The sequence below is a fragment of the Verrucomicrobiota bacterium genome (assembly GCA_037139415.1).
Classification (GTDB): Bacteria; Verrucomicrobiota; Verrucomicrobiia; order Limisphaerales; family Fontisphaeraceae; genus JBAXGN01.
The window spans coordinates 21969-38924 of the sequence record JBAXGN010000009.1; the positions used below are offsets into that span (position 1 = coordinate 21969).

The 16956-nt window shown below is 57.9% G+C and carries 13 protein-coding genes; 10 read left to right on the top strand and 3 right to left on the bottom strand.

What is annotated here, in order from left to right; translation table 11 throughout:
• Positions 1 to 32: 32 nt before the first annotated feature.
• The 7 genes from WCO56_02770 to WCO56_02800 all read left to right on the top strand — a co-directional run bounded on the left by WCO56_02770 (position 33) and on the right by WCO56_02800 (position 8346).
• Positions 33 to 1451 (top strand): carbon-nitrogen hydrolase family protein, encoded by a 1419-nt coding sequence (locus WCO56_02770; protein MEI7728461.1) that lies wholly within the window; start codon positions 33 to 35, stop codon positions 1449 to 1451.
• A 3-nt stretch (positions 1452 to 1454) separates the two neighbouring features.
• On the top strand, positions 1455 to 2003 hold the full coding sequence (locus tag WCO56_02775; GenBank protein ID MEI7728462.1) for a hypothetical protein: 549 nt from the start codon (positions 1455 to 1457) through the stop codon (positions 2001 to 2003).
• 133 nt (positions 2004 to 2136) lie between these two features.
• Complete coding sequence (locus WCO56_02780; GenBank protein MEI7728463.1) at positions 2137 to 2559, top strand: very short patch repair endonuclease; 423 nt, start codon at positions 2137 to 2139, stop codon at positions 2557 to 2559.
• A 10-nt stretch (positions 2560 to 2569) separates the two neighbouring features.
• A complete protein-coding gene (locus WCO56_02785) occupies positions 2570 to 3745 on the top strand; it encodes a DNA cytosine methyltransferase (GenBank protein MEI7728464.1) in 1176 nt (391 codons plus the stop codon).
• A 1-nt stretch (position 3746) separates the two neighbouring features.
• Positions 3747 to 4541, top strand: coding sequence for an Eco29kI family restriction endonuclease (locus WCO56_02790; GenBank protein MEI7728465.1), 795 nt, complete (start codon positions 3747 to 3749; stop codon positions 4539 to 4541).
• 166 nt (positions 4542 to 4707) lie between these two features.
• Entirely contained in the window at positions 4708 to 5511 is an 804-nt protein-coding gene (locus WCO56_02795; protein ID MEI7728466.1) for an undecaprenyl-diphosphate phosphatase, read from the top strand.
• Between the two features lie 75 nt (positions 5512 to 5586).
• A complete protein-coding gene (locus WCO56_02800; protein ID MEI7728467.1) occupies positions 5587 to 8346 on the top strand; it encodes a PQQ-binding-like beta-propeller repeat protein in 2760 nt (919 codons plus the stop codon).
• Between the two features lie 50 nt (positions 8347 to 8396).
• Here the strand turns inward: WCO56_02800 and WCO56_02805 are convergent, their stop codons facing one another.
• Positions 8397 to 9536: an aldose epimerase family protein gene (locus tag WCO56_02805; GenBank protein ID MEI7728468.1), complete on the bottom strand. Its 1140-nt coding sequence runs from the start codon at positions 9534 to 9536 to the stop codon at positions 8397 to 8399.
• A gap of 65 nt (positions 9537 to 9601) precedes the next feature.
• Between WCO56_02805 and mutM the strand changes: the two genes are divergently transcribed.
• Positions 9602 to 10453, top strand: coding sequence for a bifunctional DNA-formamidopyrimidine glycosylase/DNA-(apurinic or apyrimidinic site) lyase (mutM, locus tag WCO56_02810; GenBank protein ID MEI7728469.1), 852 nt, complete (start codon positions 9602 to 9604; stop codon positions 10451 to 10453).
• A gap of 9 nt (positions 10454 to 10462) precedes the next feature.
• Here the strand turns inward: mutM and ruvB are convergent, their stop codons facing one another.
• Positions 10463 to 11482, bottom strand: a complete 1020-nt coding sequence (gene ruvB, locus WCO56_02815) for a Holliday junction branch migration DNA helicase RuvB (protein ID MEI7728470.1) — start codon at positions 11480 to 11482, stop codon at positions 10463 to 10465.
• Positions 11483 to 11658: 176 nt separating this feature from the next.
• Here ruvB and WCO56_02820 point away from each other — a divergent pair, with 176 nt between their 5' ends.
• Positions 11659 to 12108: a hypothetical protein gene (locus WCO56_02820; GenBank protein ID MEI7728471.1), complete on the top strand. Its 450-nt coding sequence runs from the start codon at positions 11659 to 11661 to the stop codon at positions 12106 to 12108.
• A 39-nt stretch (positions 12109 to 12147) separates the two neighbouring features.
• Here WCO56_02820 and WCO56_02825 read toward each other — a convergent pair whose 3' ends face one another.
• Positions 12148 to 15477 carry a type ISP restriction/modification enzyme gene (locus tag WCO56_02825; GenBank protein ID MEI7728472.1) on the bottom strand — a complete coding sequence of 1110 codons (3330 nt, stop codon included), beginning with the start codon at positions 15475 to 15477 and terminating at the stop codon, positions 12148 to 12150.
• A 91-nt stretch (positions 15478 to 15568) separates the two neighbouring features.
• Here WCO56_02825 and WCO56_02830 point away from each other — a divergent pair, with 91 nt between their 5' ends.
• A complete protein-coding gene (locus WCO56_02830; GenBank protein ID MEI7728473.1) occupies positions 15569 to 16945 on the top strand; it encodes a sigma-54 dependent transcriptional regulator in 1377 nt (458 codons plus the stop codon).
• Positions 16946 to 16956 lie beyond the last annotated feature (11 nt).

The following is a 16956-nucleotide window of genomic DNA, read 5'->3' on the forward strand; positions in this document are numbered from 1 at the left end:
TCCCTTGGCATATTCTCTAAATGCGCGCTGTTATGTTAAACAAAATAATTCACGGAAGCCGGATGCTGGCGGCGGCACTATTCGCGCCAGCTACACAAGTGGATGCGAAACAACGGGTGTGTGCTTCCATTCGGTTGGTCTTCCTCCTTTCAAGCGGATGCTTCCTGATTCCGTTGTGTTCGCACGGTGCCGAGCAAGCGCCGGAAGGGTGGACCGCCAAGGCGCCACGCGAGGAAATCCGGCCGGAGTTCCGTTACAACGCCCAGGGCGGCCATGATGGCAAAGGGGAATTCATCATCGCGGCGGATGAACGCGAGGGGCTGCAAGGCTGGTGGGAGAAGACGTATCCCGTGACCGGCGGCCACCATTACCGTTTTGAAGCGCAGCGGAAAGTGACCCGCGTGGAGACGCCCCGCCGCAGCGCGCACGTCAAAATCACCTGGACCGATGCCCGGGGCAAAGCGGTGGAATACGGCGAACCGGTGGCGCACTCCAGCATCCTGCAGCATCCCACGGCGGAACCGGAATCGCCGGAGGACCTGGAGACCGATGCCAACGGCTGGACGCGCGTGAGCGGCTGTTACCTTGTTCCGCCGAAAGCGACCCAGGCCCGCGTGGAACTCCTGTTCATGTGGGCGCCGGGCGGCACCGTGGAATGGAGCGATATCGCGCTGCGGGAAAGCGAACCACCGCCACCCCGACGCGTGCGTCTGGCCACGGTTCATTACCGTCCCCTCAATAGCAAATCGGCGGAAGAAAGCCGGCGGCGGTTTGTGCCGCTGATCGAGACGGCGGCGCAGCAAAAGGCGGATCTGGTGGTCCTGCCCGAAACGCTCACCTACGCCTTTACCGGAATGAAGGCGGCGGACGTCGCCGAACCCGTACCTGGCCCCTCCACCGAATTTTTCGGTGAACTGGCGCGCAAGCATAACCTGTACCTGGTGGCCGGGCTCTACGAGCGCACCAATCGTTTGATCTATAACGTGGCGGTCCTGATTGGCCCGGATGGCACGGTGGCGGGCAAGTACCGCAAAGTCACCCTGCCCGGCAGCGAGATTGATGCCGGAGTGATGCCGGGGCACGACTATCCCATCTTTACAACGCGCTTTGGCAAAGTGGGGATGATGGTGTGTTACGATGGTTTTTTTCCCGAGGTCGCGCGGGAGTTGTCCAATCGCGGGGCGGAAGTGATCGCGTGGCCGGTATGGGGCTGCAACCCGGACCTGGCCAAGGCGCGGGCGGTTGAAAACCACGTCTATGTGATCAGCAGTACCTATACGGATGTGAAGACGGATTGGACGATCTCCGCCATCTATTCACACTCGGGCGACGTGCTGGCGCAGGCCCGTGAATGGGGCACCGTGGCCGTCGCCGAAGTGGATCTGGCACAGCGCACGGTCTGGCCCAGCCTGGGCGATTTCAAGGCCCGAATCACCCGGCATCGTCCTTAAGCCGTGACCAACCGATTCAACTCCGCAACCTCCCGTTGGCGGCTGCTGATACTGAGCCTCGGCATCCTCTGTGTCCTGACCATGCCGACCTTGGCGGCGCGGTTCCTGCATTTGATCATCGTGCAAAGTGGCCAGACGAATTTGCAAGCCTCTTACTCTAGCGGCGATCGCACCCCGGTTGAGAATGTCTGGCGCGACTTGAAAGAGCCCCCGTGCTTCGGATCGGAAGAGCGACTCACCCATATCACACCCGACCCACAACAAACCAACCGGGCCGTGCTCACTGGAGATATCACCCTCAAATTGCTGCATGTGGATCGTGTCCTGGCGCAGGTGAAACTGGATCGGCTGGAGTTGACCCGCCCGGAAGGACAACCTCAGGGTTGGCACCTTACAGCCGCCGAAGTGGAGCGCACCGCCAAACTTGCCGGATTTTCCGAACCGTGCCTCTATCTGGACCCGATGGTGCTTCAGCCCGTGTTATGGGGCATCTTGCTGCTGGTTCTGGCGGGATTCGGAACACGGCGGCTTTGGCGGTTTCTCAAAGACTGACCCGATATCAGCTTGTCTCTGTGCCTCTTTCAATATCCCCCCTATAATTCCGGCGGCCTCGCCGCATCAGCGCTGTCACAAAGGCAGACAACACATGCTCGCTATTCGTCATAGAAGGTGTTAGTTTGTCTCCATGCCTGACGTGTTCAGTAAAAAGAAACGCTCTCAAGTCATGGCGGCCATTCGTTCGCACGGAAATAAGGGCACGGAATTGAAGTTGATCGCCATCATGCGGACACATGGAATTACCGGCTGGCGCAGAAAACAACCATTGCCGGGAAAGCCTGATTTTATTTTCGGCAAGGCACGGCTGGCCGTGTTTGTAGACGGCTGCTTCTGGCATGGATGTCGGTGGCATTGCCGAATGCCTAAATCAAGGGTGGCATTCTGGAAAACAAAAATATCCAGGAACATATCCCGTGATCGCGAGGTTTGCATTCTGTTGCGACGACGCGGTTGGCGGCTTCTTCGGTTTTGGGAACATGCCCTTGCTCATCCAGAACAAGTCGCAAAACGGATCGAAGCGAAGCTTGCAGAGAGAATTGAAAAGCGGTAAAGGTATACCAATGGATACGATTGAACTTTTCGCCGGCGGTGGCGGCCTTGCACTTGGGCTGCATGGGGCCGGTTTTTCCCCGGTCGCAGTGGTTGAGCGCGATGCTGACTCGTGCGGCACGCTGCGCGAGAATTGGCTGCGCGGCATGGGTGTTAAATTGGATCTTTTCGATATTGATATCCGACAAGTTGATTTTTCCGGATGGCACGAGCGCGTTGAACTCGTTTCTGGTGGTCCCCCCTGCCAGCCGTTTTCTATCGGTGGTAAGCATCGTGGCTGCAAAGATTCACGGGACATGTTTCCTCATGCGGTCAATGTTGTCCGCACGGTCCAACCCAAAGCGTTCATTTTTGAGAACGTTCGCGGCTTACTCCGAAAATCTTTTGCAAAGTATTTTGGTTACATACTTCTTCAACTCCAGTATCCAGAAGTTTTTTTCCGGGAAAACGAGACTTGGCCCGAACATCTGGCTCGATTGGAGGAACATCACACCGCTGGCAAAGTGACTGGTCTGCGCTATCGCGTTGTTTTCCAAAAGATCAACGCTGCCGATTACGGCGTTCCCCAACACCGTGAGCGAGTAGTGATTGTTGGTTTTAGATGGGATATTCAAGAACCTTGGAGTTTCCCCTTCCCAACGCATTCATCGGATGCTTTGGATTCCGCAATGTGGCTGTCTGGGTCGTATTGGGATGAACACCATATTTCACGAGCCCATCGCCCGCAACCACCAACAGAAGTTATACGTCGCCTGAAACGAATTGAAACCCTATCGTTTTCGGCAAGATGGCGGACGCTCAGGGATGCTTTAGCCGGTTTACCTGATCCTCAAGCAGCCGAGGCTTCACGCGTGCCAAACCACAGGTTTCAATCAGGTGCGCGCAAATATCCAGGGCATACTGGCAGCGAATTAGACTGCCCAGCCAAGACACTTAAGGCTGGCGATCATGGTGTGCCGGGAGGTGAGAACATGATTGCTTTCCCCGATGGCACCGTCCGCTACTTTACTGTGCGCGAAAGCGCGCGCATACAAACTTTTCCAGATTGGTATGTTTTTCCGGGTTCTTGGACAGAAAGTATGCGTCAAATTGGAAACGCCGTTCCCGTCACCTTGGCCAAGGTTATAGGCACAAGCGTCGCCGCCACGCTGAGAGCGCACCAACGCCGTCAGTTGAGGAACCAGTGAAATGCTAAACGAAACAGACATCCTCCACTTGTTTGAGGAAATACACACGCTTGCCGCAAAACTTCCACATGCGCCCAGCGATTATCACAAATTGTCCGACACCAAACGACGACAATTACGCACCAGTCTTGAAAACACCATCCGCAAACTGGATGCGGCTCGGTTGCATTTGGATCCGATTTCTTTGCCGGATTTGGTTTTTGATCCCACTGCGCCCAAAGTCGTCGGCAAGCTTGTGGCGGACACGCTCCTCCTTCAACCGCGTGTGCGGCTGGACAAGACCTCGGAGAGTCGGTTTTATGGTGCGGGAGTTTACGCGTTGTACTATCGCGGTAGCTTCGATTGCTATCGCCCGATTTCAGGTAGTGAGCATCCAATTTATGTCGGCAAGGCTGATCCTATAGAGTTACACGCCGCTAATCCCCGAGAACAAGGTGAGCGGCTTTCCAGCCGTTTAAAAGACCACACCCGCAGTATTCGCGGAACCAACAATCTTGATATTACTGACTTTGATTGCCGCTACCTTGTGGTGCGAAGTGCATGGGTGGAAACAGCGGAGGATCACCTTATTGAACATTTCAAACCTGTCTGGAACAAGGAAATCAAGGTCTGCCAAGGTTTCGGTAAGCACGGCGATGATCCCAATACTCGTGCAAATAAGAGGTCGCCATGGGACACTCTCCATCCGGGCCGCAAGTGGGCAACCCGAACTGATAATACGCCTGGTTCGCTTGGAGTGGATCAAGTCAAGACTGCTATTCTGAAACACTTCTCGGCATATCCACCAGTCGTTTGATCTGGGGTGACCTCCCTTGTAGTTTGTACTGCGACCTGCCTGGTTACCGCAATATGGTGGCTACCATTATTGCCCCGTCCAAGCCAGGCTGGAAACGCATACAAATACCTCTTTTTGTTGCATTTAACTTGTCAGGCCTCATTTTTTACGGTCTAACCGCCCGTGCATGATAACTGATTGGATTGCGGTAATTATCCTGGGGATCGTGGAAGGCATCACGGAATTTCTTCCGGTGTCGTCCACGGGCCACATGTTGTTGGTGGAATGCATCAAGGGCATGCCCCGCGAGAGCGACCTGTTCCTGGTGGTTATCCAGGCGTTTGCGGTCATAGCGGTCATCCCGCTGTTTCCCGAGCGCATGAATCAGTTTCTGTTCAAATGGCGCGAGCCAGCCACACGCGATTACCTGCTGAAATTTTTCACCGCGTTTGCCATCACGGGGGCGGGCGGGCTCCTGCTGGAAAAGATGCATTTCAAACTGCCGGAGAAGGCGCTTCCAGTGGCGCTGGCGCTGGCGATCGGCGGCGTGCTCTTTCTGCTGGTGGAGCGCTGGATCAAGGGCCGGCCGGTCTCCAATGAAATCACCTGGAACATCGCCATCGCCGTGGGGTTGGGTCAACTGGTCGCGGCGATCTTCCCCGGATCATCCCGGTCCGGCACCACCATTCTGCTGGCGCTGATGTTCGGCTTGAGCCGTCCGGCGGCCACCGAGTTCACCTTCCTGGTCGGCATCCCCACGATGCTGGCCGCGAGCGGGTTGAAAATTTTCAAGGCGCTGCATCATCCCGCGCCGGGGGCGGCACCCGAGCATTGGGGTTTGCTGCTGCTGGGTGGAGTGGTGTCCGCCATCGTCTCCTTTATCGTGGTGAAATGGATGCTTCGCTACGTGCAGACACACACTTTTGAAATCTTCGGCTGGTACCGGATTCTCGCTGGCGGCCTGCTGCTGCTGGGGATGTTCTGGCGCTGAGTGTCAGGTCTTCCGGTTCAAGTTGTTGGTTGAAGTTGCTTGCCTTAAGCATCCGGTACTCTTTAGGGTGAGGGCATGTTTTTGGCCCAAACTCATGCATGGCTAAGCCGTCTGGCGGTTGGTGCAACCACCCTCCTTGCCTGCCTTGTGCAGGGGCGTGAAACACCCACTCGAATTGATGTGCTAACGCATGCCAAATCACCCGCGCAAGCGCCGCTGATGGGCATCTGCGCGGTGATTGGCGAAAGCGAAGAGCTCGCGCTGGCCCTTGGCGCTCAGACCAACCTGGTAACCCATATCTTGGCACCGACCGAAGCCGGAGCGTCCGCGTTGCGCGCCGCCTTGCTACAGCGCAACCTGTACGGGCCGGTGACGGTGGAGTGGTGGCGGGAAAAAGCGCTTCCGTATGCGGATGGCACGGTGAACGCATTGATCGTGGAACAACCGGGCCAGTTTGCCGAGGCGGAGCTTTTGCGGGTGGTGACACCGCTGGGCGTGTTCTGGAACAAGCGCGAGAACCAGTGGCAGTGCGTCCCCAAACCGTGGCCGGCGGAACTGGACGAATGGACCCATGCGCGGCATGCGGCGGATGGCAACATGGTGTCGCAGGATCACGCCGTTAAAACACCCACCTCCATTCGCTGGATTGGTGGCCCGCCACAGGATGACGGCGGGCGCAAGTGGTATTATGACCACGTCCTGCTGACCGCCCAGGGACGCAACCTTTATGTGTTCGACGATGAAATCGTGGCGCGTGACAGCTTCAACGGGCGGCTGCTCTGGACTAAACCCGTCAAGGCCGTGAGCTTCAAGGAAACGGGCACGCCGCTCTTTGCCAAGGTGGGCTTCCGCACCTCCAAGGTGCGCCCCGCTTTGCACCAAGACTACATCTATGCCGTGGTGGATGGAAAGTTGGTCATTCTGGATGTAAACAGTGGCGAGACGTTGCGCGTGATCTGCGACGCGGAGGCACCCCGGGAAATCGCGGTGGTGGATCAGACGGTGTTGTTCTCGGATAAGGACGGCATTCGCGCCTTCTCATTGGAGGGCAAATTACGCTGGAAAAACGCGGAACCGGCGCGGCGCATGGTGGCGGGGGATGGCCGTGTGTATTACGTTAACAGCCAGACGGTGGTGGGGCTGGCATTGGACTCGGGCCAGCCCCTGTGGCGCACGGAGCACCCGCAAGCCGCCGAAGCCGTCACCTGCAGTTATTATCGCGGGGTGTTGGTGCTGGAACGTTCGTCATGGAAGGACGCTGGCGAGGGTAACGGCGTGCTGGCGTTTGCCGGGGAGAACGGGCGCACCCTGTGGACCAAGGAGTATGTGCCGGGCATGACGCATTACAAGGAGGCGCGCGCCTTTTTTGCCAGCGACCTGGTCTGGCTGCAATCCGGCAAACAAAAATTCTCGGGCTACAACCCGTTGACGGGCGAGGAAGTCAAGACTTGGGGCAACCGTGGGCTGCATTGTTCGACCCCGGTGGCCACCGAGCATTACCTGATTGCGGCGGAATGCGAATTTACTGACCTGGCGGACGGCACGCAATCGCGCGCCCGCATGTTTAAGAGCGCCTGCCGGCTGCCATTTATTCCCGCCAATGGCCTGCTCTACACGTTCCCTGTGCAATGCGAATGCTTCCCCATGTTGCGCGGTTACATGGCGCTGGCAGGCAGCGGCCCCAATGCCGAAGCTGCCACGCCACGTTTGCAACCGGGTCCCGCCATGAACCGGAACGCCGTCACTCCGGCGCCTGCCGCTGATTGGCCGATGTATCGCCGCGATGTCTTTCGCAGCAACTGGCAAACGAACCAGTTACCCGGGCATATGCTGCGGAAAGCGTGGGAAACGCCGCTGGCCGCCGCACGCCATGGCCTACTGGCGGAGGATTGGCAGAATGATCCGTTCTGCCGGGGCACGTTGACCCCGCTCACCAGCGCCCACCAATTGGTGCTGGTCGCCGTTTCGGAGGAACACCGCGTGGTGGCCCTGGACGCCGCGACTGGCAAACCGCGCTGGTCCTTTGTGGCTGGTGGCCGCGTAGATACCCCGCCCTCCATCGCCCAGGGCCGCTGTTTTTTCGGCGCGCATGATGGCTATGTCTATTGCCTTGATGTGGAAACGGGTGAACTCGCCTGGCGTTTTCGCGCCGCGCCGCGCGAAACTCGCATCCCCGTCTATGGTCAGTTGGAATCCCTCTGGCCGGTGGCTGGTGGCGTGTTGACGCAGGACGGAGTGGCCTGGTTTGCGGCCGGGCGTCATCCCAATTCGGATGGCGGTGTGCGCGCCTTTGCCCTGCGCGTCCGGGATGGTGGCGTGGTGTGGGAGAAAACCATCACGGATATGGGGGTGACCAACTGGTACAGCGGATTCTTCCCCGGCACCAAAGTCAAATTCGGCATTGATTACGAACCGGTGGACCTGTTCGTGCGAGACGGCGACCGCGTGGCGATGTCGCGCTGGCAATTTCAACCGAAAACCGGCGCGGTCCGACTGGCGTTTACCAACGTGCAATACGTGGCTTTTGATACCCAGCACGTGCCCCGGGGTGTCTGGGGATATGGCATCCGCCAGAACAAAATGGTGCGCGACAAGCTGCCTGCCGCCTTTACCCCGATGGCGATGCACCACGGCACCACCAACGATGTGGCGCTGATCCTGGCCGGGGAAACCACCATCCTCGCCAATCGCATCGGCGAACTCAAAGTCGGCACGCAACCGCCAGTGAAATTGGGCGCGCCCGCTGTGCGGGATGGGGTGATTGCCGCCGGTGGACGCCTCTATGTGGCGCGGCAGGACGGCGTCGTCTGCTGTTACGAAGCCTCCGCGCCCTGAGCTGCGTCGGCTTTCGGAATTCGGTGTTTGCGATTCGGTTTTTTTGCCGGTCATTCCACCGAAAACTTAAACTGAGTCTCGGAGCGGAACTGCACGCCAGCCTTCAAAGTCGTGCTCGGGAAGTTTGGCTTGTTCACCGAGTCCGGATAGTGCTGGGTTTCAAAGCACACCCCGGCATAAGGCTGATAGACCGCACCGCGTTTGCCCTTGAAATTCTTCATCCCGTTGGCCGTGTACACCTGCATCCCGGGTTCCGTCGTCCAGACCTCCATCACGCGACCGGATTTGGGTTCCTGCACCCGCGCCGCCAGCATCAGTGACTGATCGTCGTGGTTCAACACATAGTTGTGATCATACCCCTTGGTCTTCGGGAGGTCTTGAATCCGTTCACCCAGCGTGTGCGGCGCGGTGAAATCCAGGGGCGTGCCTTTCACCGGCGCAATTTCGCCGGTGGGAATCAGCGCATCATCCACCACGGTGTAGCGATCCGCATTGATCCGCAGCATGTGGGCCAGCACGTCCCCGGCATCGTGACCGGCCAGGTTGAAGTAGCTGTGATTCGTCAGGTTAATGACGGTATCCTTGTCCGAGACACCGGTGTACTCGAGGATCAACTCATTCTTGTCGGTGAGCCGGTAGGTAACCGTCACCGTGAGTTTTCCGGGGAATCCCTCTTCGCCATCGGCGCTGACATAGGTCAGACGCACCGCCGCCTCGCCCTTCCGTTCCAGGATGGCACCCTGCCACACGCGCTTCATGAAACCATTCGGGCCGCCGTGAATGGAATGCTTGCCGCTGTTTTTGGCCAGCGGATAAACCACGCCGTTCAGCGTGAACTGCGCCCCGCCAATCCGGTTGGCGAACCGCCCCACTGTGGAGCCCATGGCGGGATGCCCCTTCATGTAACCGGCGCAATCGTCCAATCCCAGGACGACATCGGCCAGCTTGCCTTGGCGATCCGGCACCTGCAATTCAATCAGCGTCGCCCCGTACGACATCACTTTGGCCGTGGTCCCCTTGGAGTTGGTCAAAATGAATACCTCGACTACCGACCCATCCGCCGTTTTGCCGAACTCCTGGCGCTGCACGCCGGGTGCGGTGCGGGATGGATTCTCCGCCGCTGCTGCCATGCCAAAGGTGAACGGCAACACGCCCAGCGCGAGCCACAAGCTATCAATCATGCGATTCATGTATTCATTCTAACGCAAAATTGAATCATTGAAAATTTAAAAATGTAGGGCACTTTTGCGGGCACATGCCTGAGATGCCAGAAGTGGAAGTATTGCGGCGGCACCTGGAGCCGCTGATTCGCGGACGGGTGATTCGTGACGTGGAGGTGCGGCGCGCAAAGATTGTCGCACCGGATACGCCCGCCGCCTTCCGGAAGCGGTTGTTGGGCGCGAAATTTACCGGGGTTTCGCGGCGGGGAAAGTATTTGCTGTTTGCTCTCCGGCCACCGGGACGGCAAGAACCGTTCCAGTTATTGGGGCATCTGGGAATGACGGGCCGCATGTTTCTACAACCCTCGCGCGCCGCGATGCCCCGGCATACAGCGGTGGTGATGCGGTTGGGCAAATACAACTTTGTGTACGAGGATACCCGTTACTTCGGGCGTATGAGCCTGGATACGCGAGCCGTGGCCCAACTCGGCCCGGAGCCGTTGGAACCGGATTTTCCCGTCGCCGAATTTCGGCGAGTACTTCGCCGCTCGGCGCAGGCCATTAAAGTAAAACTGTTGGATCAATCATTGGTGGCGGGCATCGGCAACATCTACGCCAGCGAGATTTTGTTCCTGGCCGGCATCGCCCCGCGCCGCGCCGCTCGCAGCCTGAAAGCACCGCACATGAAAGCCCTGTTACAAGCGATGCGCCAGGTCCTGACCGAGGCCATCGAGGGCGGCAGCACCATTCCGCTGGATTTTGCGGGGACGGGCAAGCGCGATGGGTTGTTTTATTTTGGCCGGGCGGACGGCGCGCCGGACTATTACACTGAACGGTTGCGCGTGTATGACCGCGCCAAACAGCCTTGCCTCCGTTGCGGGCAGCCGATCCGAAAAATGGTCCAAGCCGCGCGTAGTACGTTCTATTGTCCGAAATGTCAGAAGTAAGCAGCAACGCTACAACAGCGAAGCTTGCTTTCCCGGCGACGGCTGCACCCCCAGCTTTTTGTAACCAAGTTCGGTAACCACACGCCCTTGCGAGGTGCGTTTGAGGAAGCCTTCCATAATTAGATACGGCTCGTACACTTCTTCGATCGTGTCCGGTTCCTCGCCCACCGCCACCGCCAGGGAACTCACGCCCACCGGGCCGCCACCGAACTTCACGATGATGGTCTCCAGAATACGTTTATCCATCAGGTCCAGGCCATTTTCGTCAATTTCCAGGATGGCCAGCGCTTTTTCGGCAATGGCGATGGTAATGCGGCCATCGCCCTTCACTTGGGCGTAGTCGCGCACGCGGCGCAGCAGGTTGTTGGCAATGCGCGGGGTGCCACGGCTGCGCCGGGCGATTTCCAAGGCGCCACTCTCCTCGATTTCAATATTCAGCAATCGGGCGGCGCGGGTGACAATCTTCTGTAACTGTTGGGCGTCGTAATAGTCCAGGCGTTCCCGAATGGGGAAGCGCGTGAGCAGCGGAGCGGTAAGCAACCCGCTGCGGGTGGTGGCTCCGACCAAGGTGAAGCGCGGCAGATTTAGCCGCACACTGCGCGCGTTGGGTCCCTGGTCAATGATGATATCCAGCTTGAAATCCTCCATCGCGGGATAGAGGTATTCCTCGATGGTCTTTTGCAGACGATGAATTTCGTCAATGAACAAGACATCGCCTTCTTCGAGGTTGGTCAGCAGTCCGGCCAGGTCCCCCGCTTTTTCGATCGTGGGGCCGCTGGTGGATTTGAGGCTGGCACCCATGGCCTTGGCAATGATGTTGGCCAGCGTGGTTTTTCCCAGGCCAGGCGGGCCGCTAAGCAGGAGATGGTCCAGCGATTCCTTGCGCTGTTGGGCGGCTTGCACCGCGATTTCCAAGCGCTCCTTGACTTTGGCCTGCCCGGTAAAATCCGAAAACAGCGACGGACGCAGCGTCATTTCCAACGCCGCATCCGGCTTCGTCAATACATCGGTCACTATGCGGTCTGCCATCGGGACAGAGCATGAAGAAACCCGGCCTCACCGACAAGGTAAAACGGTGGGAGTTCGGTTTGACCCGAAATACAGGGTAACCGGCCGGAGTTTGGCTTGTGGGCATTTTTCATATTGGCACGCATTCATTCTGGAATACTGAATACTTGGACGGGCTTATCGGTCAAATGAACTGGATGAAGCCATTTTTGCTTATGGTTGTGGTTGGGTTGGCCATGGTCGGGATTGCTGGCGGCAGCGAACCGGCGCCGGTGGTGTTCTATGTTCAGCTTGTGCGGGGCACGAGTGAAAGCCAGCCACCAGCCAAAGATAGCAAGGTAATTGGGCCCAAATTGGCGGCACAATTCCGGGTCTTTGCCGGCTGGAAACATTACTGGGAAATTGCACGCCAGGAAACCCGGATCGTCCCGGGACAAAAATGCCGGATTAAACTGAATCCGGAACGCGAGGTGGAGATTGACCTGTCTGCTCAAGGCAAACGGACTATCACCGCCTATTTCAAAGGGCAGTCGTTGGGCCGGTCCACCGACCAACTGGACGCGCCCATGACGGTCATCGGCGGGGAACGCGACCCGCGCACCACTTGGTTTATCGCCGTCCGGCGGGATAAACCGACTACCGAGTAGGCGCTTGCTCCGCGATTGGCGCGGGAAGAATTCAGGTGACTATTTCAAGGGCCAGCCACCGTGCGATTCAATGGTTTTGTCAATCTCGCCCATCAGCCGTTTGGTTTCCAGCAGCGCGTGGATGATTTTTGCGTAGCCAGCCTGGTCGTCATAAGCCAGGGCGCGGCCCACGCGGTCCTTCAGCCATTTCTCGGCTGGCCGGTAGCCGCCAATCGGGAATTCCCAAGCGGCGGGCGGTACCCCTTCGAAATATTGTTTATCATTGACCCAGACGCGGCCCGGGGCTGTACCAATGGGCGGTTGGTAGCGGACTTCTGCGATGACATCGTTGCCTTTGATTGGGAAGGTCGGCCCTTGATTGTCGCCAAGACCGCGTGCGTGCAAGTTCACCAATTCGCCTCCGCAATCAGCCAGTTTACGGAATAATTCAAAGTGGCTGGTCAAGGGCAGGCGCGGGAAATCGGCGCGGAGAAAATCCGCGTAACGCTTACGGTACGTTGGGCTATGAAACACCGCGTAGGCGTACTGAAAAATCAATTCCGGGCCGACTTCTTTTTTCCCCGGACGCCCCAAGCCTTCCGGCACAAACTTCACGCCCAACCGTTCACAAAAGTCGCGGATAAACGCGGCGCTCAGGTTTGGCCGCCGACCATTGTCATGGGCGAACAGGTCCGCTTCGGGAAGTTTGCCGTTGGGATAGAGATAGAGCGGAAATAGATAATTGACTTCTTTGAGTGATACCGAATGCAGTTGAATTGAATAAAGGGAACAAAAGACGTGATTGAAACCACCGGCAATATCCAGTTTGCGTGTCGTGCAAAAACTCAAATTCCCCTCGATAAACACATGTTGCATGACTTCCCGCCTGGGCATGCAATGGAACCCCCTTGAATTGCCGGTATAATAGGTCCAGCGCAGGTCGAACGGGCGATAGAGAATCCGCTGAAGATGTTCTTTTTGAGGACCATCATTCAATAAATCTTGTTTTGCAAGGGTGACCTTCCAATCGCGACTATCGTCGCCAAGATGGAATTGTTTGACAGCCTCTTCCGGCGGCAGGGCGATGAAACGTTTTATCCGAGCCCACATTTCAGCATTGGTAAAATGGACACACAAATCATCGCGGCCCGTAGCGATCCCCAGACTGTTCACCGGCATCATCTCGGTCACCTTCCACCCGCGTTGGTATTCGACGCGGCGCTTCTTATCCTGGGGAATAAAGAGGTAGGCGGGGGAAGCGGGTTCCAGCACCGTCCAGGTGGTGCTCTTTACGTGATTGCCGTCCAGCCATTCGTATTTGGTTTTGCGTTGCGCGCCCCACAGGCTGGCGTGGCGGACCACGGCGGGTTTCTTGGCCTGCTTTTTTGCGCCCGGCGGCAGTTTGACGAAGATGCCAATCGCCACGCCTTGCTGGATGTCAAAAACGTTTTTGTCCGGTTCGCCGGTGCCGGGGACGGTTTCCTTCTTCTTGGAGTTGCCGTGGAGGTCGAGGACGTAAATCTCATCGAACGTCTGCATGAGATGTTGGCGCATCCCGCGAAACGTTGGGTTGTCGAGGTAGCCATGATTGGTGATGAACGCCAGGATGCCTTGCCCGGTCTGTTCGATGCGCCATTGGCCCCAGCGCAGGAATTTCACGTAATCATCCTGAAGCCATTTGGGATTGCGCTCGCCCAGCGGGGCGCCATCGCAAAAGTAATAGTCGCGGACGAGTTGGCCGATCCACTCGCCTTTGTTGGCGCTATGCCCGGAATACGGCGGGTTACCGAGCACGACGAGCACGGGTTTGTGGCGTTTGACTTCGTAAGCTTGGTTGGCCTCCTCACTGAGCATCCGCAAGGGGCCGAGCTGTTGGGCGGCGTGTTCCAAATCTTCAAGCGTGTTGGTCAGAAAAATATTGAGGCGCTCGCCGGCCTGTGGTTCGTAGCTCCATTGTTGACGGAAGAGCGGCTCCTCATCCCACGCGGCCAGCGCCAGGCCGAGCTTGAAGTGGGCCACGGCGTAAGGCGCCATCAACAGTTCAAACCCAAAGAGGCGCGGCAGCAAGTGTTCATGCACGTAGCTGCTCCATTGGCCGGCGTTTTTGCCCGCCTTGAACTGGCTGCGGATAAAATCCAGCACCGTGTAAAGAAACGTGGCGGTGCCGGTGGCGGGATCGAGAATCAGGACGCGGTGGCTCTCTTCCCGGGTGGTCTTCCCGCCGTCGCGCCGTTCGGTGGTGATTTTGGAGCGGTCCGCCAGCCCTTGTTTGAGTCCAAACTGGTCCTTGAGCACGGCGTCAATGCTCTGGACGATGTAATTCACCACGGGCTCGGGGGTATAATAAACGCCGCGCAGTTCGCGCAACTTGGGGTCGTAGGCTTGGAGAAAGGTTTCGTAAAAATGAACCACCGGATCGCGGCGCGGACCGCGTTTGCCAAAGTCTTCGAGGAGGACCGCCATGTTGGCGTGGTCCAGCGTCTGGATGAGGTCTTCGACAAAGCCGGCGAACGGCTCGTCATCCAGGGCGGAACCGGTGATTTGCTCGAAGAAACCGCGCAGGAAAGGATTGGTGCGCGGGATGAGTTTGCGGGCGGTGTCCCGGGTGAATCTGGGGGCCGGACTGGAAGCCCGGGCGCTGAACAAACCATAGGCCAGCGTTTGCGCAAACATGTCGGCGAACTCGTGAATGGCAGCGGGGGTGTCGGCGGCGAGTTCTGGCAAAAGCGTGCTGGCAAAGGCGGCCCGCCAATCGGCCAGTTGTTGGGAAGCGCGGCCGGTCTGAAACGCTTCCACAATGATGTTGCGGATCAAATGGGTCAGCCGGGCGAGCCGATGGGCGAGTTCCTCAGCCGAGGCGATGTCCAGCGGGCGTTGGTTGAGAAACCCGCGCAGCAGTTCCAAGACCTTGGCTTGTTCGGCTGCGGTGGTCGGGACCAACTTGCCGATGGAAACCGGGTTGGCCAGTCGGGCGGAAATGCGCCGCTCGCCGTGGACATACCAGCGGAATTCCAAATAGTCGGTCAGGATCAGATTGGGCAACGCGTCCCGATAACGCTTGAGTTGCTCAGATTGTTCCACTTCATCCAGATCCGCGCCGAGGTCTTTGGCCTCGATGTATCCCAGGGTGAAATGATTGGGGGGCTGGCTGATAACATAATCCGGCGCGCCGCATGCGGAACGTTTTGGCTCGTTGGTTGCTGTCACCTGTGTTTGCAAACCCTCCACGAACTCCTTGAGCGCGGGGCGGTGCGTATGCTCGGTGGCATTGTGCTGCCGGCAGGCTCGCTCCAGCGCTTCCAGATATTCGGTAGCGATCATAATAGTGTCAGACGAATCGGCACGGCTCAGGAGCGTAATCCAAGACTGCGGACGGGTCAAACTATTCACGCCACACTTTTTCCACGCTTCCCGCTTGCCATGCTATTGTTTCTGATGCATTGATAGGGGGGTTGGTTGTGCCAGATTGGCGCATGGTAAAATGAATAAAGCAATGTTACTGATCGTGGACGATGAGAAAACGACGCGGGAAGGACTCCGGGCCGCGTTGGAAGATCGTTACGATGTGTATGTGGCTGAGGATGCTGCAATGGCCATGGAATTGTTGGAACGCGATCATTTCGACGTGCTTCTGACTGATTTTCGGTTGCCCAATGAGGATGGGATGAAGTTAATCACCCGGGCCAAATCCCTTTCCAAACCACCGGTCTGCATCCTGATGACGGCTTACGGTTCCGAGGAACTGGCGGTGGACGCGATGAAACGGGGTGCTGATGACTATATCGCCAAGGGGCGCCTGCAGATTGACGAGTTGGAGATGCGCATTGCCCGGTCGCTTCGGCAACAGAATTTGGAGACGGAAAACACCACGTTGCGCCAGCAGTTGGATAGCAAGTTCGGGCTGGAAAATATCATCGGTGAATCAGGCGTCATGCGGGAGGTCTTTGACTGCGTGCGCCAAGTGGCGCCCACGCGCGCCACGGTCTTGATTCATGGTGAAAGCGGTACCGGTAAGGAATTGATAGCCAAGGCGTTACACCAACTCAGTCCACGTTCTCGGCAGCCTTTGGTCACCGTGCATTGCGCCGGGTTGCCAGCGACGCTGATCGAAAGTGAATTGTTTGGCCACGAGAAAGGAGCGTTTACCGGGGCGCATGAGCGGCGGGTGGGGCGTGTCGAATTGGCGCAAGGCGGCACCTTGTTCCTGGACGAAATTGGCGAGATTGATGCCACCACCCAAGTGAAGTTGCTACGGTTCCTCGGGGAGCGCACCTTCGAACGGCTAGGGTCCAGCAAACCCTTGACAGCGGATGTGCGCCTGGTGACCGCCACCAACAAAAACCTGGCTGAGATGGTCAAAGCCGGCACGTTCCGCGAAGACCTGTATTTCCGGTTGCGCGTGGTGGAAATCAACCTGCCGCCGCTACGCGAGCGCCGGGGGGACATTCCCAAGTTGGCATTGGCATTTCTCAAGGAGTTTGCGCGGGAAAACGGGCGGCGGGTGGCCGATTTTACGCCGGAGGCGATCGACGCATTGATGCGCCATTCCTGGCCGGGCAACGTGCGCGAATTGCGCACCACCATTGAACATGCCGTGGTGTTTTGCCGGGAGGATAAAATCAGCGCGCGTGATCTGCCAGCGTCGGTGCGGGAAGGGGAGGTCACGGTTCCGGCCCCGCCCCGGAGCGAGGCGCCGCTGGATCCGCCGGATCTCACCGTGAAGAACGCCGAGAAACAGTTGATGATCCGGGCGTTGCGGGAAACCGACGGGAACCGCAGCGAAGCGGCCCGCCGGATCGGCATGAGCCGCCGGACCTTTTACCGCAAACTTCAAACTTACGATTTGGAAAAATATTAATTCATTAACTT